Below are 19,565 nucleotides of genomic sequence, written 5' to 3'. Positions count from 1 at the left end.
TGCGTGAAGCGCTGGCCCAGGAACTGGTCGAGGCAGCACTGCACGAAGGCCTGCTGCTCAATGCCCCGCAAGCGGATGTAGTGCGCTTCTCGCCGGCGCTGACCGTTAGCCGGGGCAATATCGACGAAATGCTGCAGCGGTTATCCCGTGCCTTCGCCCGCTTGCATTCCCACCAACAGGTTCGCCGCGAAGCGACGGCCTGACCACCGAATTTCAACGAACCGTCTCGCGTTCCTGCGCATCGCCCTTGGCCAGCTGTATTTGGCCCGGGGCGTTTTTTTTCAGACGTGATATCAGTGTGGAACCTCGAGCGAAGCGCACTAGTCTGTGTTGAGAACCATCCCAGGAGAGCTTCACATGGACTTCATTCGTATCATCATCGCTATTCTTCTGCCGCCTTTGGGCGTGTTCCTGCAGGTTGGCTTCGGCGGCGCGTTCTGGTTGAACATCCTGCTGACCCTGTTGGGCTACATTCCGGGGATCGTGCACGCGGTGTACATCATCGCCAAGCGCTAGCGCGTGAGGGGGCCGGGCGCGGCCCCCTCAACCCGCCAACACCCGGCAATAGAACCGCCATTCCTCCTCCAGCGCATGGGCAAGGTTCTGTGCCTTGCGAAAACCATGACGCTCCTCAGGGTAGAAGTGCCCAACCGCTTCGATGCCATTGGCTTTCAGCGCCTCCAGCATGCTGCGGGTCTGTTCCGGCACTACCACCGCATCCAGCTCACCCTGGAAGAAGATCACTGGCGCCTTGATCCGCTCAGCATGCAGTAGCGGCGTGCGTTGCCGGTAGCGCTCGGCATCTTGCTGCGGGTCGCCGATCAGCCAGTCCAGGTAATCGCCTTCGAACTTGTGAGTCGCCTTGCCCAACGCGATGGGATCACTGACGCCATAGAGGCTGGCGCCCGCGCGGAATACGTCGTGGAAGGCCAGGGCACACAGGGTGGTGTAGCCGCCGGCACTGCCGCCGCGAATGAACGCCTTGTCCGCGTCTATCAAGCCTTGCCCGGCGAGGAAGGCAACGGCGGCGCAGGCGTCCTGCACGTCGATTTCGCCCCAGCGCAGGTGCAATGCCTGGCGATAGGCGCGGCCATAGCCGCTGCTGCCGCGATAGTTGAGGTCGGCGACGGCGAAACCACGCTGGGTCCAGTACTGGATGCGTGCGTCGAGTACCGGGTAGCAGGCCGAGGTCGGGCCTCCGTGGATGAACACCACCAGCGGGGGGGTGTGCTGGCTGTCCATGGCTGGGTAGAAGAATCCATGGGCCAGGGCGTCGCCACTCGGGTAGCTGATGGGCTGTGGATAACTGATGCGCTCGGCTGGCAGTACCTCGCCGCCACCTGCCAGGATCCGGCTGCGCTGGCCGTCGCGTGCGATGGCGAGGATTGCCGGTGGGCGCGTGGGTGAGGCAGCGATGGCATAGAGGTGCTGTGCGTCCATCGCCAGGCTGCGAAACCGCGTGTAGTCCTCGGCGAACACTTGCAGGTCTTGGTCTTCGCTGCGAATCGCCAGCTTGCCGAAGCCGTTGTCGAACCAGGTCGCAAGATAGCCTTGCGGGCCCAAGGGCAGCCAGGTGCAGGCGCCCAGTTGCCACGGCGCAGCAGCGTGGTCGGCAGCTTCGGCAGGGATAGCCTGCCAGCCGCCGTCGAACTCGCCCCAGGGCTGCCAGAAGCCGTTGCGGTCGGACAGGCAATACAGCCTGCCGTCAGTGTCGAAGCGAGGCTGTTGCAGGGACTCGTCCTGGCCGGCCACGCAGTGCGTCGGCCCCCAGTGTCCGTCGGCTTGCCGCGCGCGACTCATCAGGCGGGTGAGGGTCCAAGGCTGCGCCGGGCGATCCCATTCGATCCACGCCAGGCGCTGACCGTCGGGGCTCAGAACAGGGGAGGCGTAGAAGTCGGCACCTTCGGCCAGTACTTGGCGCATGCCTGCGGCCAGCGTCACCAAGCGGTGCTCGACGCATTCGCCATGCCGCTCCTCGACCGCCAGCACCTGGCCGTCATGCCATTGCAGGTCGCCATAGCGGCATTCTGAGGCTGCGGTCAGTGCTTGGGGGGGCGAGCCGTCCAGCGCCTGGCTGTAGACCTGCTGGTCCTTCTCGTTGACGAAGACCACCGCCTGCGGGGCCAGGCAGAAACTGCCGCCGCCGTATTCATAGACCCGGCTGCGCGCGCTGAAACCGTCCGGTGTCAGGCAGTGGGCCTGCTGCTGGTGCCAGTGCCAGATGCGGCAGGCGCCATCGGCGGGGCGGAATTCGTTCCAGAACAGCCCCTGCTCGCCGACCTTGAGTTCGGCGAAGTCGGTGCCGGCGGCCACCGCCTGGGTGGCGCTGAACTCAGCCGCGGGCGATGACACGGGAGTTGCGCTCATTGCGGAAGGTCATCTGTTCGATGTTCATCTGAGCGGTCTGCGCCTCCTCGCGGGCCTTGAGAATGATGCCGTGATCCGGCGACTTGGCGCACACCGGATCGGCCTTGCTGGCGTCGCCAGTGAGCATGAAGGCCTGGCAGCGGCAACCGCCAAAGTCCTTTTCCTTTTCGTCGCACGAACGGCAGGGTTCGGGCATCCAGTCATAGCCGCGAAAGCGGTTGAAGCCGAACGAGTCGTACCAGATATGCCGCAGGTCGTGGTCGCGCACGTTGGGAAACTGCACCGGCAACTGACGCGCGCCGTGACAGGGCAGGGCGGTGCCGTCGGGGGTGATGGTCAGGAACAGGCTGCCCCAGCCGTTCATGCAGGCCTTGGGGCGTTCTTCATAGTAGTCGGGGGTGACGAAGATCAGTTTGCACGGATTGCCGTCGGCTTTCAGCCGATCACGGTACTGGTTGGTGATGCGCTCGGCGCGTTCGAGCTGCTCTTTGGTCGGCAGCAAGCCCAGGCGATTGAGGTGCGCCCAGCCGTAGAACTGACAGGTGGCAAGTTCGACGAAGTCGGCTTCGAGGGCGATGCACAGCTCGATGATGCGGTCGATCCGGTCGATGTTGTGCCGGTGGGTGACGAAGTTCAGCACCATCGGATAACCGTGGGCCTTCACCGCACGCGCCATTTCCAGCTTCTGCGCGAAGGCTTTCTTCGAGCCGGCCAGCAGGTTGTTCACCTGTTCGTCGCTGGCCTGGAAGCTGATCTGGATATGGTCCAGACCGGCCTGCTTGAACGCGGCGATCTTCTGCTCGGTAAGGCCGATGCCGGAAGTGATCAGGTTGGTGTAGTAGCCCAAGCGCCGGGCCTCGCCGATCAGCTCGGCGAGGTCCTGGCGCACCAGTGGCTCGCCGCCGGAAAAACCGATCTGCGCCGCACCCATTTCGCGGGCCTGAGCCATCACCTCGAACCACTGTTCGGTGCTCAGCTCCTTGCCCTGGGCGGCGAAGTCCAACGGGTTGGAGCAGTACGGGCACTGCAGCGGGCAGCGGTAGGTCAGCTCGGCCAGCAGCCACAACGGCAGGCCGACCGGCACCTCAGGCGAGGGTGATCCAGTGTTGGGCACGGGCCACCTCCATGAACTGCTCGATGTCCTCGGCCACTTCCGGGATACCGGGGAATTGCTGTTCGAGCTCAGCGATGATCGCCGCGACATCGCGTTGGCCATCGACCAGCCCACCGATCAGGCCGGCACTGTCGTTGAGCTTGATCATGCCTTCGGGGTACAGCAGCACGTGGCCCTTCTGCGCGGGTTCGTACTGGAAGCGGTAGCCGGTGCGCCAGTTCGGCACCAATGTGCGGTCGAGACTCATAGTGCGATCCCCTTGTGCCAGACCCGTTCGCTTGTGACGCTGTGATAGGGCGGGCGGTTCAGTTCATAGGCCATGCTCATGGCGTCGAGCATGCTCCAGAGGATATCCAGCTTGAACTGCAGGATTTCCAGCATACGCTCCTGCCCTTCGCGCGTGGTGTAGTGCTGCAGGGTGATCGCCAGGCCGTGCTCTACATCGCGTCGGGCCTGGCCCAGGCGGGTGCGGAAGTACTCGTAGCCAGCCGGGTCGATCCAGGGATAGTGCTGCGGCCAGCTGTCCAGGCGCGACTGGTGGATCTGCGGGGCGAACAGCTCGGTCAGCGAGCTGCTGGCCGCTTCTTGCCAGGAGGCGCGGCGGGCGAAGTTGACATAGGCATCGACGGCAAAGCGCACGCCGGGCAGCACCAGTTCCTGCGAACGCAGTTGCTCCGGGTCCAGGCCCACCGCCTGGCCGAGGCGCAGCCAGGCCTCGATGCCGCCGTCCTCGCCGGGGGCGCCGTCGTGGTCGAGCAGGCGCTGGATCCACTCGCGGCGTACTTCGCGGTCCGGGCAATTGGCCAGGATCGCGGCATCCTTCATGGGGATGTTCACCTGGTAGTAGAAGCGGTTGGCCACCCAGCCCTGAATCTGCTCGCGCGTGGCGCGGCCCTGGTACATCGCCACGTGGTAGGGGTGATGGATGTGGTAGTAGGCGCCCTTGGCGCGCAGGGCCTGCTCGAACTCGGCAGGGGACATCGGCAGTGCGTCGCTCATCAGGCCTCCTTACAACTCGATGCTCATGCCATCGTAGGCGACTTCCACGCCACGGCGCTGGACTTCGGCGCGCTCAGGGGAGTCCTCGTCGAGGATCGGGTTGGTGTTGTTGATGTGGATAAGCACCTTGCGCTGGCGCGGGAAGGCATCGAGCACCTCCAGCATGCCACCGGGGCCGTTCTGGGCCAGGTGGCCCATTTCGCGGCCAGTGCGGGTGCCGACGCCGCGGCGCTGCATTTCATCGTCTTCCCACAGGGTGCCGTCGACCAGCAGGCAGTCGGCGCCGTGCATCATCTGCAGCAGCTTGTCGTCGACCTGACCCAGCCCCGGCGCGTAGAACAGCTTGCCGCCGGTGCGCAGGTCCTCGACCAGCAGGCCAAGGTTGTCGCCTGGGTGCGGGTCGAAACGGTGCGGCGAGTAGGGTGGCGCCGCGCTGCGCAATGGGAAGGGCGTGAATTGCAGATCAGGGCAGGCGGGGATGACGAAGCTGCCTTGCAGCTCGATGCGATTCCACTGCAGGCCACCGTTCCAGTGGCTGAGCATGGTGAACAGCGGGAAGCCGGTGCTCAGGTCCTGGTGGACCATTTCGGTGCACCAGACCTGGTGCGGGCAGCCTTCGCGCAGGCTGAGCAGGCCGGTGGTGTGGTCGATCTGGCTGTCGAGCAGGACGATCGCGTCGATACCGGTGTCGCGCAGGGCACGTGCCGGCTGCATCGGTGCAAAGGCCTGGAGCTGGGCGCGGATGTCGGGCGAGGCGTTACACAGGATCCAGTGCTCACCGTCGTCGGACAGGGCAATGGACGACTGGGTGCGTGCCGTTGCGCGCAGGCTGCCATCGCGAAAGCCCTGGCAGTTGACGCAGTTGCAGTTCCACTGGGGGAAACCGCCACCGGCGGCGGAACCGAGAATCTGGATGTACATGGCTACTGTCTTGCCCCTGGTCCATGAAACGAAAACGCCCCGGCGGGCCGAGGCGTTGCACTGCAGCGCTGCTTAGCGGCTGGCGAAGTACATGGTGACTTCGAAGCCGATGCGCAGGTCGGTGTAAGCGGGTTTGGTCCAGGTGGTCATGGTCGAACTCCTTCCGGATGGTGTGGGTGGATGTCAGCTATCTACTTTGGTGCCGCCTGAGTCAGGAGGTTCCATTGACTGAGATTGCGCTATCTTACAAGAAAAATTTGTACCGAAAGGTTAATTCTTCGAAAAGCGCCCTTGCAGTACAGGTAACAATCCTCGCCTCAGACAGAGAGAATTTGCTCAAAGCGCGCATCCGGTGCTTCGCTGGTGGCCAGGCATAGCCAGCCGTGCTCGGCGTCCAGAAGGCGTTTCACCAGATTGTCCAGTATTGGCTGGTCTGTCCTGAGAATAGACCTGCGCAGATGGGAAAGGTCTGTCGGCTCTGTAGCCAGATATGTCTGCCAGGCCCATTCGGCGACTTCCGCATTGGCCATCGCCGGCTCCTCGAACTGCGCGGCCAGGGCCCGTACGGCGGCGGGGTCGAACGTGACGCCGTCGGCCAACAGGCTGAGCAGGTGTTCGAGAATCTGGCCGGGCGTTGCCTGTGGCGATTGCACACCGAACAGCAGGCCGCCTTGGCCTTCTATCTGACGAAAGGCGCTGAACACGGCATAGCCCAGTTGCAGTTCGACCCGCAGGCGCTGGTAAACCGGCCCTTGCAGCGCTTGCGCCAGTACCCGACCTGCGCCTTCATCGTGTGCGGGAACCGGGCAGAACAGCAGCAGCGCATGCTCGCTGCCGCCCGTGGGGTGATGCAGCCAGCGTCGGGCCGGCAATGGCTGGGAGGCCGGTGGTGGCGCCTCCGGCAACCCCGGTGCATGTGCCAATACCGCGCCGAGGGCCGCTTGCGCTGCGCCAGCGAAGCCGATGGCGAGCCCGTGTCGAGGCGCGCTGGCCCAGATCTGCCCAAGCACTGTCAGGTCCAGCAGGCAGGCTGGCTGTGGCTGTATGGTTGCCTCGCGCAGGTGATCGGGCAGTGCCTTGAGCAGTGCCCTGATCGGGATGTGCGCTGGCTCGGCGGGCGCAGGTGTGTGCAGCAAGTGGGGGGCAGGGTGGCGCAGGTGTTCCAAGGCCAGGTCGAGGGTGCGGATTACCGCGCCAGGCATGCCCGCACAGCGCAGTTGCCAGTGTTCGCCAATGAGAGAGAAGTCCAGCTGCAGCGAGGCGCGGCGGGCGCGTTCGAGCAGTGGTTGCAGCGCTTGTGACAGCACTGCGTGAAAGCGCTGGCGCAGGGGCGAGGCGATACGCCAGCGTAGATACAGCGTCGCGAATCCTCGCTCGACCGGCAGGATGTCGCTGACAGTCAGATCATCCGGCAGCGCTGCGCATCCAACCGGGAGGTCGGCGATCAGCAGGGGCTCATCGTGCGGTTGCTGCCATTGGCCCTGCTCACCGCTCGGCAGATCATCGAGCAGTGCCTTGAAGGCTTTCAGTGCCTGGGCATCCAGCGCTTCGAACGGCCGCTGGGCACTGTCCCGACGGGCGAGTTCAAGTGCGCTGGCTGCTTGCTTGCGACTGTGTTGAAGGCGCTCGAACTCGTTGTTGAGCGCTGCGGCGTCCAGGCGCCGCAACGCGCCGAACCAGCCGTGCAGCAGTGCGCGAACCTCGGCTGGCGGGGCGTCCGGCTGCAGTTGCAGGCGGATGTGCCAGAGCAACTGGCCGGCAAAGGCATACAGCGAATCGCTGTGAACCTCCTGGAGCCAGCCGCGTTGGCGCAGGGCATCGAGCCAGCCGCCTGGGCGGCTGTCGTTCAGGCAGGCCTGCAGCAGGTCCAGGGCCTGCTCGGCACCTGGCGGAAGGTGCTCGTGGGCGAACAGCAAATCAAGGCCGCCTCTGGAGGCTTCGAGCTCGATCAAGGGATTATCGAGCAAGGGTGCGGGAGGCGTTTGCGCTTGCATTTCGCCCGCACTGAACAGGCTGCCGAACTGCCGGCCCAGAGCTTCGAGCTGCATCAGCGTTTGCGGCCCGCACAGGCTCAGATGGATCTGCCCACCGCGATAGAAGCGAGCATGGAAGTCGCCCAGCGCGCGCTGGAAAGCCGGGTCCTGCAACGCCAGGCTGTACCGGTTGCCTGCGTGGAACCCGCTCAAGGGATGATGTGGCGATACGCATTGCAACAGCCTGAACTGGCGTTGCGCCTCGGCATTGCGCGACCAGGCGATGAACTCCGCATGGATCACTTCACGCTCGCGGTGCTGGCGTGCCAGGCTCAGGTCCGGTTCGGCGAGCATCTGGCACAGGCGCTCCAGCGCTGAGCCCAGGGCCGAGACGGGCACTTCGAAGAAAAAATCGGTGGTGCGTTCGCGGGTACTGGCATTGACCTGGCCGCCGAATGCCTGCACATGCCGCATCAGGCCGTCTTCCAGCGGGAAGCGCGCGGTGCCGAGGAACAGCAGGTGCTCGAGAAAGTGCGCTATGCCCGGCCACCTCGCCGGAGCGTCATGACTGCCGGCATGAACCCTCAAGGCGGCGGCGGCGCGCTTGAGGTGCGGGGCGTGGCGCAGGGTCAGGCGCAGGCCGTTGGGCAGGGTGAGTGTGTTGATAGCGTCGGTCATGGAGCGATGCTAGCGCATTTACGGCGACCGGGCCGGTGCCATCTGCCACGGTGCCGATTTCGTCGGTGAACCCGCTTCGTTGCCGTCTGCTTCAATCCTGACTGCGGTGAAGATCTCGCCGCAGGTCCGCAAGATACGGAAACGCCTCACGCCCCTTCACCACCCGTTCGTGCTCAAGGTCGGCCAGCAATTGGCATTCCTCGCGTCCGGCCATGGCCAGCAGGCTGCCGTCCGGGCCGATGATGCTGCTCTGCCCGCAATACTGGATCTCAGCCTCAGCCCCGCAGTAGTTGGCGTATACCAGATAGCACTGGTTCTCCTGCGCCCGCGAGCGCACCGTCACCTGGCAGACGAAGTCGTAGGGCGTCATGTTCGCGGTCGGCACCAGAATCAGCTCGGCACCCTCAAGCGCCAGGCGCCGGGCGTTCTCGGGGAATTCGATGTCATAGCAGATCAGCAGCCCCAGCTTCCAGCCATCGAGCTCGACCACCGGAAAGTGGTTGGCGCCCGGGCTGAACATCGAGCGGTCCAGCTCGCCGTACAGGTGGGTCTTGCGGTAGTTGCACAGGCTGCGGCCGTGGGCGTCGATCAGTTGCACGCTGTTGTGAATCGAGCCGTCCTCGGCCCGCTCCGGGTAGCCATAGACGATGGCGATGCGCTGCGCCTGGGCAATCTCCACCACCGCCATGGCCGACGGTCCGTCTTCAGGTTCGGCCAGGCGCTGCACGGCTTCGGCGCCGATGTTGTAGCCGCTGAGATACATCTCCGGGCACACCAGCAGTTGCGCGCCCCGCGCTGCCGCCAGTTGTGCCTGGTGCTGCAGGCGTTCTAGATTGCCGGGCACGTCCAGTGGCCTGGGCGCTCCCTGGAACAGGGCGATGCGCATGAGCGCCTCCTCGTCTCAGTCAGGCAGGGCGATAGGGCCGATCTCGTGGAACACGTCGCCCGGCCCGGGATTGTCCGCATGGGTCTTGCCGCCGAAGTGGTTCATGATACCCCACACCGCATTCAGCGACGTCTGCACCGCGCCTTCGACCCAGGCCGGGGTCCAGGACACGTCGTCGCCAGCAATGAAGATGCCACGCTGCTCGGGGGGCAGGTCCTGTTGCATGAAGTGCGCGTACATGCGCTGGTTGTAGCGGTAGTGACCTGGCAGCGCACCTTTGAAGGCGCCGAGGAAGTAGGGGTCGGCCTCCCAGGAGATGGTGATCGGGTCGCCGATGATGTGCCCGGCGATGTCGGTTTTCGGGTAGATCTTCTTAAGCGCATCCAGGGCAAGCTGCACGCGTTTTTCGGTCGGGTGCGGCAGCATCTTCAGCGCATCGCTCATCCATGCGTACGACAGGCAGATCACTCCCGGCTTGTCGTCGCCGTTGTCGAACAGGTAGGTGCCGCGGGTCAGGCGATCGGTGAGCGTCATGCTCAGCAGGTCGCGGCCGGTCTGCGGATCCTTGTCCTTCCAGAACGGGCGATCGACCATGACGAAGGTCTTCGACGACTGCATGTAGCGGGTGCGGTCCAGGGCCATCCACATCTTCTGCGAGAACAGCGACTCTTCGCAGTCGATCTGGGTGGTCAGCAGCCAGCTCTGGCAGGTGGTGAGCACGGCGGCGTAGTGGCGGGTGTCGCCATAGTTGTCGGTAACCGCCAGGCGGCCATCGCTGGCGCGGGCGATGCGCTTGACCCCGGCCCGCGGCGCGCCGCCGTGCAGCGAGCGAAGACTGGTGCCGGCCGGCCAGTGCGCAGTGCTGTCCGGCACATGCCGCCAGATGCCCTGCGGCACTTGCTCCACACCTCCGACCACCAGGTGCTGGTGATCGTCGCAGTTGGTCATGACCACGCGGAAGATTTCCAGCATCGAGTTGGGGAAGTCCGAATCCCAGCCGCCGGTGCCGAAACCGACCTGGCCGAACACTTCCCGGTGTTGGAAGCTCAGCTTGGCGAAGGCTTTGGAGGTGGCGACGAAATCGTAGAAGGTGCGGTCGTCCCACAGCGGCACCAGGGTATCCCACAGGGCCTTCAGGCGCGGTACGTCGCGCTCGCGGATGGCCTGCTGAATCTCGCCGAAGCGTGCGCCGTCCTCCAGTGCATCGGCCCAGGCTTCGGCCACCTCGTGGAACAGGGCCGGCAGGTCGGCGGCTTTCTCGGCGTAGTAGGTCTGGCCTTCGAGATCGATCACCGTGCTGCCCGACGCCGGGGTCAGCGGGTTGGGGAAGGGTTTCGTTTCCAGGCCGAGCTTGTCGACATAGTGGTAGAACGCGGTGGACGATACCGGGAAGCGCATGCCGCCCAGCTCGGCGACGATACCGTCGGTGCCGTTGAAGGCCTGCGAGCGCAGGCGCCCGCCGAGCTTCGAGGCTTCGTAGACGACCGGCTTGAGGCCCAGCTTCATCAGCTCGTAGGCCGCCACAAGCCCGGCGATGCCAGCACCGACGATCGCCACTTCCTCGCCATGCCGTTCGGCGGGAATGCTGCCAAGGCCTGCGGGATGCTCGAGCCAGTCATCGAAGGCGAAGGGAAAATCAGGGCCGAAGATGGTGACCGGCGGCTTGCCGTCGACGGGGTGGCGGTTTTTCTTGTTCATCTGATGACCTTGCCAGAGCGGCTGCGCTGAGAGCGGAGCCTGAGTATAGGAAATGCCTGGTGGTCATTTTATGAAGCGCGGCGTTCGTAATTAAGAGCAATAGTGGCGTCGATATGCAGGCTGATATGTCGTTATGACGATCAGGATTCGCATTATGACAAACGCCTATCCAGGCTGCCCGCGATCCACCTTGCTGCTGAGGATGATCGAGGTGGTGGTCTTTTCCACCCCTTCCAGGCTGCCAATCTGGTCGAGCAACTGGTCCAGCTGTTCCGGTGAGTCACTGAGCAGCCAGGCAACGTAGTCGAACTCGCCACTCACCGCGCACAGCTGCTGTACCTGCCCCATCGCCGACAGGCGGCGCACCACTTCGCGCCCTGATCGTGGTTGCACCGTGATGCCGACATAGGCCTGCAGACCACCCCCGACCAGGCGCTGGCCCAGGCGCACGCCGTAGCCGGTGATCACCTTGTGCTTCTCCAGGCGCGCCAGACGCGACGTGACGGTGGTGCGGGCGATGCCCAGCTGGCGTGCGAGGGTAGCGACGTTTTCGCGGGCGTTGATCTGCAGCAGGGCAATGAGCTGACGATCGATTTCGTCGAGGGCGATGGCGCGGGAGTCCGGCATGACAAATCTCTGCAATGGGTGCGCTAGCCTAGCCAGACCTGGGCTCGGGCGGCAAGATGAGCCGTTCGCACGATGATGGCAAAATGATTAAATCGATTTCACTTCTGTCCTTGAGCGGGTGCGTATTATGATGCGGCACTTGGTATTTGATAATCATTCTCGCTAAAGAATTGACGCCAGAAATCCCCTCTGCCTAGCTGTAGGTGCCACGTGTCCAGCCTGTTCAAGTTCGACGTCGATGCGGCGTTCTGTGTTTCCTTGCGCGATCGGCAGGACAGCCGCGAGCGCTTCATGCGGGAAGTGGGCAGCAGGATTGGCAATCCACTGGTCTTCCACCTCAGGGACAAGGACATCAACCCGATTCGGGGCCACTACGAGTCCCATCGCGCCTTGGCGCTGATGGCCCTGGAGCACGGCTGGCAGCGCATCCTGATTTTCGAGGACGATGCCAAGCCCTACGACTGGCGTGCCACGTCGATCAACTGGATCAACCGCTTCATCGCCACCCGGCCGTTCGAGAGCCTGCACCTGGGCTATACGATGGGCCGCACCTGGCTGACCTGGTTTCCATTCATCGCCCGTGGGCGGGTCAGTGCACCGCATGCGTACATTCTTTCCCAGGAAGGCTGTCGAGTGCTGGTTGCCGCGCCCTACGACGGTAGAACGCTGGACAGCCTGTTCAAGCGACGGATCAAGCAGCACTGCGCCTACCCGATGCTGTTCCGCCGCATCAGCACTGCCGCCTCCCAGGATGCGCGTGTCGCCCGGCATGAGGATGCGCAGTGGCAGCAGAACTGGGGGCGCCACCTGCGCTCGCCGCTGAAGTATTTCTGGAAAACCTTGTTACGCTGGGGCTTTTGATAGCGCAGGGGAAACCGGCATTGACCTTCGAACATCTGCTGGAGTGCTGGCGACTGGAAGTCTCCAACAAAAAGAAGCCGGGGCGATTGGTCAGTTTGCTGAGTAACGTCCTGCGTCGTTCACGCAGGGATAACAAGCTGCGCTTCCTGTTTTCCTACCGTCTGGCTCAGTACCTGGACGGCAAAGGGGGGCTGGCCCGCCGGTATGCCCGCGGCATGCAGCAGCGACTCAATCTGAAGTATGCGCTGGACATCGACATCGGCGCGCAGATTGCGCCTGGGTTGCGCATCGCCCATCTGCCGGGCGTTGTCATCACTCGGCATGTACGGATCGGGCGCAATTTCTTCATTCGCCAGAACTGCACGATCGGTATCAAGACCTTGGGGCTGGAGCACTACGCGCTGGAGATCGGCGACAACGTCAGCCTGGGTGCCAACAGTTGCATCATCGCCGACCGCCTGCGCATCGGTGACAACGTGGTGATCGGTGCGATGTCACTGGTCACCCGCGACATTCCCGCCGACACGACGTTCTACAACCCACGGCAGGCGACGCTGCTGCAGCGCTGACGGTTGCCGTGAGGTTCAGCCGACCGACGCTGCAGGCGAACGATTGCTGCGACTGCCCGACAAAAGCACCATGACTGCCGCCAGCAGCAACACACAGGCATAGGCATTGGTGGTAACGACCAGCCCGACATGCTGGGTGGCGATGCCGGCGGCAACTGCCGGCAGGCTGAAGGCCAGGTAACTCAGCACATAGAACCCGGCCATCAGCCCGCCGCGTTCGTGAGCGTGGGCCAGCGGCACGACCGAGCGCAAGGCGCCGAGAAATCCGCCACCAAAGCCCAGGCCGGCGACTGCGGTGCCGAGGAAGAACAGCCAGGCCAGGCCGCAGTCCACGCCGATCAGGGTCAGCAGCAGGCCGGTGACCAGTGCCAGGCTGCCGCGGCGCAGGATCACCTGGGCCTCGCTGTTGCGCATGGCGAAGATGCCCAGCGCGCCGCAGCTGGTGAGGAGAAAGACCAGGGTGCCGCCGACCAGCGGTGCCTGCAGCCCTGTGACCTGGCGCGCGAGCGTCGGCCCCAGCGACAGGTAGAAGCCCCCCAATGCCCAGAGACTCGCATTCAGCGGTGCGATCCGCCAGAAGGCCCGCCGGGCCTGCGGCGGAATCCGCACCCGTGGCCGCAGTGAGGCCCATGCACCGGGCTGACGGCTGATGCTTTCCGGCAGGCGCGCCAGCACCAACGCGAACAACGCAAAGATCCCCAACAGAACCAGGAACACCCGGTGCAGCGGTTCGCCGGAAAACTGCATCAACGCACTACTGCCCAAGGCACCAAGGGCCAGGCCCAGCATCGGCGTCACGCTGTTGAGCAGCGGCCCGCGCTCGCGGTCGAAGTCCAGCAACGCCGCGCCCAGCACGCTGGTAGCAAGCCCTGTGGCGCAGCCCTGCAGCAAGCGGGCGACGATCAACGCCTCGACCGATTCTGCACGCAGGAATACCGCCATGGCCAACACCTCCAGTGCCAAGGCGGCTGCTATCACTGGGCGCCTGCCGATGTGATCGGACAGCGAGCCGCACACCAGCAACGTCAGCAGCAAACCGCCCGCGTAGATGCTGAAGACCACACTCAGCAAGGCCGGCGAGAAGCCCCAGGTTTCGCGGTAGAGGGCGTAGAGGGGTGTCGGCGCGCTGGCCGCAGCCGAGAAGGCGATCAGTATCGCCCCCAATAACCACAGGGAGGCAGCGCGAGACAGACCGTTGCGGCGTTCGCGCATGCTTTTGGGTAAGGTATCGCTCATGGTTGCTCTCGCAAAGGCTAAGAGTTAGCTTTTGCAGACGATGAACCTGTTTCGAGATAAAAGCAAACTCTTTGCGTTAAGGTGCATATGGCGATCAATCAGGGCGTGCGCCCAGGCGGGCGTAGTGCGAGGGTCCAGGCCTCGGTCCACAATGCGGTCAATCAGCTGCTGGAGGAGCGCGAGCGTGGCGAACTGACCGTGCCGCTGATCGCTGCCCGCGCCGGAGTAACGCCTTCGACCATCTATCGACGCTGGGGCGACCTCAACGAACTGCTGGGTGACGTTGCGCTGCAGCGCATCCGCCCGGACAGCGGCCCGACCGACACCGGCAGCCTGTCTGGAGATTTGCTCGCCTGGGGCATCCAGTACATGGAAGAGACGTCATCGGTACCCGGCCGCGCCGCGGTGCTCGACTTGCTGGCGGCAGGCGGCGGCTGCTCCGGACGCTGCCTGGAGATTGCCACGGCACAGTTTGGCGCGATTCTCGAACGCGCAGTGGCACGCGGTGAGCCGGTTCCGAGCAATGATCGCGTGGTCGATAGACTGATGGCACCGCTGGTGTACCGGATTCTGTTTTCCGGTGAGCCGCTGGAGGTGGCGTATGTGGAGGCGTTGGTAGAGGTGACGCTGGAGGGGATTGGCGGCTGAGGGTGTTTGCCGCCAGATGCAAAAAAGCCGCGCTGATGCGCGGCTTTTTTGCATCTGGCGGGCCCACACGGACTCGAACCCTGGGTCAAAGGCCATGAGGTGCTTAGCAACGCGTCAAGCCCAGAAACTGGGCTTGGCTTAGCGCAGGTACAGTTAGCTGAAAGCAGCGTAGTAAATGGTGTTGAGCTTATTTAAGCGAAGGTGCGTGAAGATACAGCTTGGCCACCCGTCTTGAGCTGACGTGTACATCGAGGATCATGCTTAAACGCTCCCTGACCGCTGCTCTTTGAGGATGTCTTCAACCGTGCGCTGGTGTCCGGCTTTGACCAGCTTCAGGTCGTAGCCGGCCGCTTCCAGCAACCGAACCAGCACTGAAACACTCATATCGCCCTTGGCCAGTGTTTCCATCCGCGCCACAGTCGTGCGCGAGACGCCGGCACGGCTGGCCAGCGCTTCCTGACTCAGCTTCGCGTCGCCACGCGCCTGTTTCAGCATCTCGGAAACGTCGTAGAGAGTAGTCATTTGTATCTCTTGGGCATCAAAAATAGGTGTAATGCCAGGAAATGTAGCCCGTGAGCTACATTCTAACAAGTATCACCTGTGCTGATTTTGTAGCTCATAGGCTACATAGTGCGTGTGGAGCTAGGATTTTGTAGCCCGGAGGCTGCAAAGCCACAGGTTTTACTCAGCATCTGCATCGGTTTCCGTCTGGAAGCGTTGTTAGCTTCGCGCGCTAAAGCCCTGGTACTTGGGTGATAGTCAGCACGCTGGGCCACAGGTAACCAGGCCTCTGACATTCCGGAGTCTTCATCTTATTGGAAGGTTACCAATGCGATTGGACGGTATCTGAGGTGGTTCCGCCAAAAACGCAAAAGCCGCGCAATGCGCGGCTTCGAAGATGGTGGGCCCACACGGACTCGAACCGTGGACCAAAGGATTATGAGCCCGAAAAAAATGCCTGTTGTCGTTGTGAAAACCCCGCAATACACTGATTTTATTGAATATGTACATACATGTGGGGCGGGTTTCGGTTGGTGGTGTGGACGTAATGTGGACGTTCGTAGCTGTACCTGATTGCACACCTGTTCAATTCCTTGCACGGCGTGCAATGGCCCTTCCTCCCTGGTGGCCCGCGCCGTGCCTGCTGTAGCTCACCGTTGCACCCACCTGGTCCTTTTCACTTTTCTACGAGGTGAAGCGCGTCGGCGGGAGGGGGATAAGTGATTTTGGCACAAGATTTTTTTTCGACTGTCTTTTTATGTGACGCTGTTTTTTTCGATATGCTGGCCACTTGCCCATCATCGATTGGGGGCGTAACTGCCGGGAATATTCAAAGGGGTGGTGAGGCGTTTATCGAGTAGTGGTGCGCGTTGACGGACATCCCGCCAAAAACTCAGACGTCGAGCCATGCGTAGGATCTGTATGTTGAGTTGCACTGCGCTGAGTTGAGCATCACCAAGGCCGACGGTCTCTATCAGTCGGACTTGGAGTGTGAGGTACAGAGAAAGACTCACGTATTTTACTACCGGCTATTTGGCTGAGTTTGTGAATTTGAAATCTCTAGTCTCAATGGCCAAAATAAGGAAGGGTCTGATATGACGAAGAAAATGGCAGAGATGATGGATCTAGCTAAATCCATTCTTGATGACGTGGAAATGTGTACTGCTTCACTTACCCAAGTAGCCCTACGCACAAGTCGGCTCGCTAGACTCACGGCGCGTCTTGAGGATCAGCAGATTTTCTTATATGAGGCAAGTGGATATCCGTCAAGTCCCAATGGGGTGCCATCTAATGTTTGGAAGTTATTGGCTAAGTCAGGAAGAATTTATAAGGTAAAAGATTTAAAGGAGCCATCGAAGCTTAGAGAGCATGGGTTAACTGCCTCGATTGATGAGATGGAAAGTACACTTTCTGCTAGCCGTATAGCGTTAGAAGCTGCAACGAATCCTATGGAGCGTAATAAGTATTTGGGCGAGCTAAATAAGGCTTCGGCTAGACTAGCCTCACGTCGGGCATACCTTCACTCCTTTGTCTCTGAAGTCTACTATGAGCTAAAGTTTTCCGAAGTGGCATATGACGTATTTAACAGGACAAGAGAGGGTGTGGATCGTGTGATCGGTACCTTAGTGCCAGATGCTGTTAGGAAGTTTACTGCGATCTACGAAAATTTAGACTCTACTAATACTGAAGATTGGTCAAATGCGGTGCATAGCTGTCGTCGGATTTTACAAGATACAGCGGATGCTCTTTATCCTGCGCGAGAAGATAAAATAGTGAAGCGGGGTAATAAGGATCATGCGATAAAGCTTGGTCCAGATAATTACATTAATAGGCTCGTAGCTTATGTTGAGGATAATTCAGATTCGGAGCGTTTTGACGAGATTGTTGGATCTCACATGAAATATCTGGGTGAGAGACTTGACGCAATTTTCAAGGCTGCTCAGAAAGGGTCGCATTCGGTGATTTCATCTCAGGATGAAGCAGACCGGTATGTGATCTACACGTACTTGGTGGTTGGTGACATTTTGAAGCTGCGGGAAGAGAGATTAGTCTTAACAGGGAATCCATCGGAAGAAGCTGGACACCTTGTGGACACTGAGTCGGAGTGAAAAAGCGGCACTTTGATTGCCGTAGATGTGAACCCGAAATGAGGACGCCGAAGGGTCCCCTAGCCTCATCTACATGTGGTCAAGAATGAGGATGAGTGGTGGGAGAGCAACCGGCGTAAGCATTGGCGCCCACCACTCAAGAACTTCTGGCCCATCGCGCTACGCTTGAACTTCTCATCACAGAGTGATCGGCTTCAGCTGGGCTGATAGCACCTTGGTCGAAGCGCCGGCGCCAGTGAACGCGCCGGCGTTGCTCGGTACCGGACTTGGCCCATGCGTATGCGCGGCCAGGTCCTGGTTCATTTTCTCCACCAGGTCCAGCAGGTCACACAGCACCTGCAGCACGTTGACCCCCTCCGATCCCAGCCACGTTTTCGGCGCCTGCAGGCGCTGACTCACTGTGACTACGCTCCGGCGCAGGCCCTGGATCTGCTCCTGGTAGTCACCGCCGATCGTCGCATTGAGCTTCTGCCCCACCACCAGGTTGAGATCGCGCCCGGTGGCCTGGTGCAGGTCATCCACAGCGGCCAGGCTCGCGGATCCGCCGGACAGCAGCTTGAGCGCGCCTAGGGCTTCGACCTTCTTCACCCCGCCTACCGTCTCGGTCGAGTGGTCGTCCACGTTCCTGGTGTGGCTCTGGAACTGCTCGCGGTTGGCCAGCGACTCCACCTCGCGCTCGATCGCCTTGTCCTGGATCTTTCCATCCGTCTGGCGCAGCCAGTTGCCGTCCGCGTCCACGCGCTGCTGGCAGGCCTCGCTGTGCTGCCAGACCTGGTCGCCTTTCGGCACCCGGGGCAGGCTCAGCCCGTGCGGCAGGATCTGCTGGATAAACGGCTTGTGCGGCAGGCCGTAGGCGAACGACACGACCACGGTCGTGCCCTCCTCGGGGAAACCGAACATACCGGCTTCCTGGCCGCCCATGGGCGCCGGCAGTGGCAGGCTGGTGAACACCGGCAGCGCCGGATCTGGCTCGCCGTCTGGCAGCAGTACCTGGACATCCACGCCGAACCGCGGGCGGAAGTCGTCGCACAGCCCGGGCGCCGCCGGCGCGTCCGGTACCGCGACCACGCGACCGAAGCGCGGCAGGTGATAGCCCCCGGTGATCTCGGGAAATTGGCGCTCTACAGCGCGGCGGATTGCGTCTTCCATCGAATGGCCATCTGGTTGCCGGCGAGGGCCACGTGGGTGACGCGCTCGCCCTGGTTGATCGTTGCACCAGGTCGCAGCCCGGGAAGGGCCGCGATCATGGCGCTCTGGTTGCCCTGGTAGCTGTCGAACAGCTCGACGGGCAGCTGCAGCGCAGGACGCACGCCGAAATAGCTGTCGGCCCAACTGCCCACGAAGACCTCGCCGTCGCCCTGCTGCTGCCACATGAAGTCGGGAATGTCGTAGACCTGGGCCAGGCTTTCCATCGCCTGGTAGCCCGCCGCCAGGCTGTAGAAGTACGGCGCCCGGCTCGAGGCGTAGGGCCGATCGGGGACGCGGAAGCGCAGCCCGGTTTGGCGGCTGGCCTCCTCGAGCACGGCGCGCAGGTCCACATGGCGCAGGTTCATCGGCATCGGCTTGGCCAGGATCGCGGCGAGCTCGCGGCAGAACAGCACCTGCTGTTTCGAGTTCGCTGCGGTACTCCGTTCGACGTAGCCCAGGAAATGCCGCTGCAGTGGCTTGTCGTTGTAGCCCAGGTCGAATGCCACCAGGCCTTTCAATGGCTGCGCGGCCTGGACCGTGAACGTCGCCCGGCCTGGGGTTCGCAGCTCGAGGCGTACGTCTGCCTTGACCAGGTCATATCCGACCCCGGCCACGCTCAATACCTGGTGCAGCTTCATTTGCCACCCCCAAGCCAGTCATCCACCTTTTTCAGGGTCGCCTCGAAGCCGGTCAGCTCCTGCTTCTGGCCATCGTCCCCGCCGCCACTACCGGCACCACCAACGGCGGATCCGGTACCGGATTGAGCGGTGACGGCGCCCTTGGCACTGCGCTTCTCGACCTTCTCCGGGTTCGACTTCTTCTCGGTCAGCCCGAACTGGATGCGCCACATGGCAAGAATGTCATCTTCACGGGCGCTCACACCCTCGGCGAACTGCACTTGGCGCATGCCGAACGCGGCGGCGGTGTCGTTGACGACGCGGTACGTCTTGAGCTGGCCACCGCCCTCGGTGGCCTCGGCCACGCGCATCAGATCGCGCAGCCAGGCGGCGTTCTTGTATGGGATGTTCAGCGTCACGGTGAGGGTCTTGGGCTTGAAGCCCTTGTGCGCCGTCTCTGTGTTGCTGGTTTGCCCGGACAGGTCGTCCGCCTCGATGCGCAGGTTTGCGGTCACTTTCAGGCCTTTGCCCTGAATCGCGGTACCGTCGAGCAGCAGCAGTGTCATAGGCCCAC

At 62.4% G+C, this 19,565-nt stretch carries 20 protein-coding genes and 1 pseudogene; 6 read left to right on the top strand and 15 right to left on the bottom strand.

Going from position 1 to position 19,565, the window contains the following annotated elements; all coding sequences use genetic code 11:
* Together VA602_RS02635 and VA602_RS02630 are read left to right on the top strand one after the other, a co-directional pair.
* A pseudogene (locus VA602_RS02635) lies at positions 1-203 on the top strand (aspartate aminotransferase family protein); the annotation flags it as partial.
* Between the two features lie 154 nt (positions 204-357).
* Entirely contained in the window at positions 358-516 is a 159-nt protein-coding gene (locus VA602_RS02630) for a YqaE/Pmp3 family membrane protein (RefSeq protein ID WP_003177654.1), read from the top strand.
* A gap of 27 nt (positions 517-543) precedes the next feature.
* Here the strand turns inward: VA602_RS02630 and VA602_RS02625 are convergent, their stop codons facing one another.
* From VA602_RS02625 to VA602_RS02580, 10 genes are all read right to left on the bottom strand, one after another.
* On the bottom strand, positions 544-2,367 hold the full coding sequence (locus VA602_RS02625; RefSeq protein ID WP_323452395.1) for a S9 family peptidase: 1,824 nt from the start codon (positions 2,365-2,367) through the stop codon (positions 544-546).
* Entirely contained in the window at positions 2,333-3,481 is a 1,149-nt protein-coding gene (gene pqqE / locus VA602_RS02620; RefSeq protein WP_151925266.1) for a pyrroloquinoline quinone biosynthesis protein PqqE, read from the bottom strand. The genes VA602_RS02625 and pqqE overlap by 35 nt, the downstream gene beginning before the upstream one ends.
* Complete coding sequence (gene pqqD / locus VA602_RS02615; RefSeq protein WP_323452394.1) at positions 3,453-3,728, bottom strand: pyrroloquinoline quinone biosynthesis peptide chaperone PqqD; 276 nt, start codon at positions 3,726-3,728, stop codon at positions 3,453-3,455. Before pqqD ends, pqqE begins: the two co-directional genes overlap by 29 nt.
* Entirely contained in the window at positions 3,725-4,480 is a 756-nt protein-coding gene (pqqC, locus tag VA602_RS02610) for a pyrroloquinoline-quinone synthase PqqC (RefSeq protein WP_054892199.1), read from the bottom strand. Before pqqC ends, pqqD begins: the two co-directional genes overlap by 4 nt.
* 9 nt (positions 4,481-4,489) lie before the next feature.
* On the bottom strand, positions 4,490-5,401 hold the full coding sequence (gene pqqB / locus VA602_RS02605; RefSeq protein ID WP_323452393.1) for a pyrroloquinoline quinone biosynthesis protein PqqB: 912 nt from the start codon (positions 5,399-5,401) through the stop codon (positions 4,490-4,492).
* A 72-nt stretch (positions 5,402-5,473) separates the two neighbouring features.
* The gene (pqqA, locus tag VA602_RS02600; RefSeq protein ID WP_081255326.1) at positions 5,474-5,551 is read right to left on the bottom strand and encodes a pyrroloquinoline quinone precursor peptide PqqA; all 78 of its coding nucleotides are present in this window, start codon (positions 5,549-5,551) and stop codon (positions 5,474-5,476) included.
* A 167-nt stretch (positions 5,552-5,718) separates the two neighbouring features.
* Positions 5,719-8,052 (bottom strand): pyrroloquinoline quinone biosynthesis protein PqqF, encoded by a 2,334-nt coding sequence (gene pqqF, locus VA602_RS02595; RefSeq protein WP_323452392.1) that lies wholly within the window; start codon positions 8,050-8,052, stop codon positions 5,719-5,721.
* A 91-nt stretch (positions 8,053-8,143) separates the two neighbouring features.
* Positions 8,144-8,938: a carbon-nitrogen hydrolase family protein gene (locus VA602_RS02590; protein WP_323452391.1), complete on the bottom strand. Its 795-nt coding sequence runs from the start codon at positions 8,936-8,938 to the stop codon at positions 8,144-8,146.
* Between the two features lie 15 nt (positions 8,939-8,953).
* Positions 8,954-10,636: a flavin monoamine oxidase family protein gene (locus tag VA602_RS02585; protein WP_200602875.1), complete on the bottom strand. Its 1,683-nt coding sequence runs from the start codon at positions 10,634-10,636 to the stop codon at positions 8,954-8,956.
* 165 nt (positions 10,637-10,801) lie between these two features.
* Positions 10,802-11,263 carry an Lrp/AsnC family transcriptional regulator gene (locus tag VA602_RS02580; RefSeq protein WP_063542364.1) on the bottom strand — a complete coding sequence of 154 codons (462 nt, stop codon included), beginning with the start codon at positions 11,261-11,263 and terminating at the stop codon, positions 10,802-10,804.
* Positions 11,264-11,473: 210 nt separating this feature from the next.
* Here VA602_RS02580 and VA602_RS02575 point away from each other — a divergent pair, with 210 nt between their 5' ends.
* Both VA602_RS02575 and VA602_RS02570 read left to right on the top strand, forming a co-directional pair.
* Complete coding sequence (locus VA602_RS02575; RefSeq protein ID WP_226938331.1) at positions 11,474-12,124, top strand: glycosyltransferase family 25 protein; 651 nt, start codon at positions 11,474-11,476, stop codon at positions 12,122-12,124.
* Positions 12,125-12,144: 20 nt separating this feature from the next.
* The gene (locus VA602_RS02570) at positions 12,145-12,693 is read left to right on the top strand and encodes a serine acetyltransferase (RefSeq protein WP_063542366.1); all 549 of its coding nucleotides are present in this window, start codon (positions 12,145-12,147) and stop codon (positions 12,691-12,693) included.
* A gap of 15 nt (positions 12,694-12,708) precedes the next feature.
* Here VA602_RS02570 and VA602_RS02565 read toward each other — a convergent pair whose 3' ends face one another.
* The gene (locus tag VA602_RS02565; protein WP_323452390.1) at positions 12,709-13,929 is read right to left on the bottom strand and encodes an MFS transporter; all 1,221 of its coding nucleotides are present in this window, start codon (positions 13,927-13,929) and stop codon (positions 12,709-12,711) included.
* 87 nt (positions 13,930-14,016) lie between these two features.
* Here VA602_RS02565 and VA602_RS02560 point away from each other — a divergent pair, with 87 nt between their 5' ends.
* Entirely contained in the window at positions 14,017-14,577 is a 561-nt protein-coding gene (locus VA602_RS02560) for a TetR/AcrR family transcriptional regulator (RefSeq protein ID WP_323452389.1), read from the top strand.
* A gap of 261 nt (positions 14,578-14,838) precedes the next feature.
* On the opposite strand, the gene VA602_RS02555 is transcribed toward VA602_RS02560, so the two are convergent.
* Complete coding sequence (locus tag VA602_RS02555) at positions 14,839-15,099, bottom strand: helix-turn-helix transcriptional regulator (RefSeq protein ID WP_112897175.1); 261 nt, start codon at positions 15,097-15,099, stop codon at positions 14,839-14,841.
* 1,073 nt (positions 15,100-16,172) lie between these two features.
* On the opposite strand from VA602_RS02555, the gene VA602_RS02550 reads away from it, so the two are divergent.
* Positions 16,173-17,186 carry an AbiTii domain-containing protein gene (locus VA602_RS02550; RefSeq protein WP_323452388.1) on the top strand — a complete coding sequence of 338 codons (1,014 nt, stop codon included), beginning with the start codon at positions 16,173-16,175 and terminating at the stop codon, positions 17,184-17,186.
* Between the two features lie 177 nt (positions 17,187-17,363).
* Here the strand turns inward: VA602_RS02550 and VA602_RS02545 are convergent, their stop codons facing one another.
* From VA602_RS02545 to VA602_RS02535, 3 genes are read right to left on the bottom strand one after another with little or no spacing between them, the layout of a single operon-like run.
* Entirely contained in the window at positions 17,364-18,335 is a 972-nt protein-coding gene (locus tag VA602_RS02545) for a hypothetical protein (protein WP_323452387.1), read from the bottom strand.
* Positions 18,308-19,012 (bottom strand): hypothetical protein, encoded by a 705-nt coding sequence (locus VA602_RS02540; protein ID WP_323452386.1) that lies wholly within the window; start codon positions 19,010-19,012, stop codon positions 18,308-18,310. Before VA602_RS02540 ends, VA602_RS02545 begins: the two co-directional genes overlap by 28 nt.
* A complete protein-coding gene (locus tag VA602_RS02535) occupies positions 19,009-19,557 on the bottom strand; it encodes a baseplate complex protein (RefSeq protein ID WP_323452396.1) in 549 nt (182 codons plus the stop codon). The genes VA602_RS02540 and VA602_RS02535 overlap by 4 nt, the downstream gene beginning before the upstream one ends.
* Positions 19,558-19,565 lie beyond the last annotated feature (8 nt).

The organism is Pseudomonas machongensis (assembly GCF_034961125.1).
In the GTDB taxonomy this organism is placed as follows: Bacteria; Pseudomonadota; Gammaproteobacteria; order Pseudomonadales; family Pseudomonadaceae; genus Aquipseudomonas; species Aquipseudomonas machongensis.
Note: the sequence above shows the minus strand (reverse complement) of the source record. Positions and strands in the feature narration are given on the sequence as shown.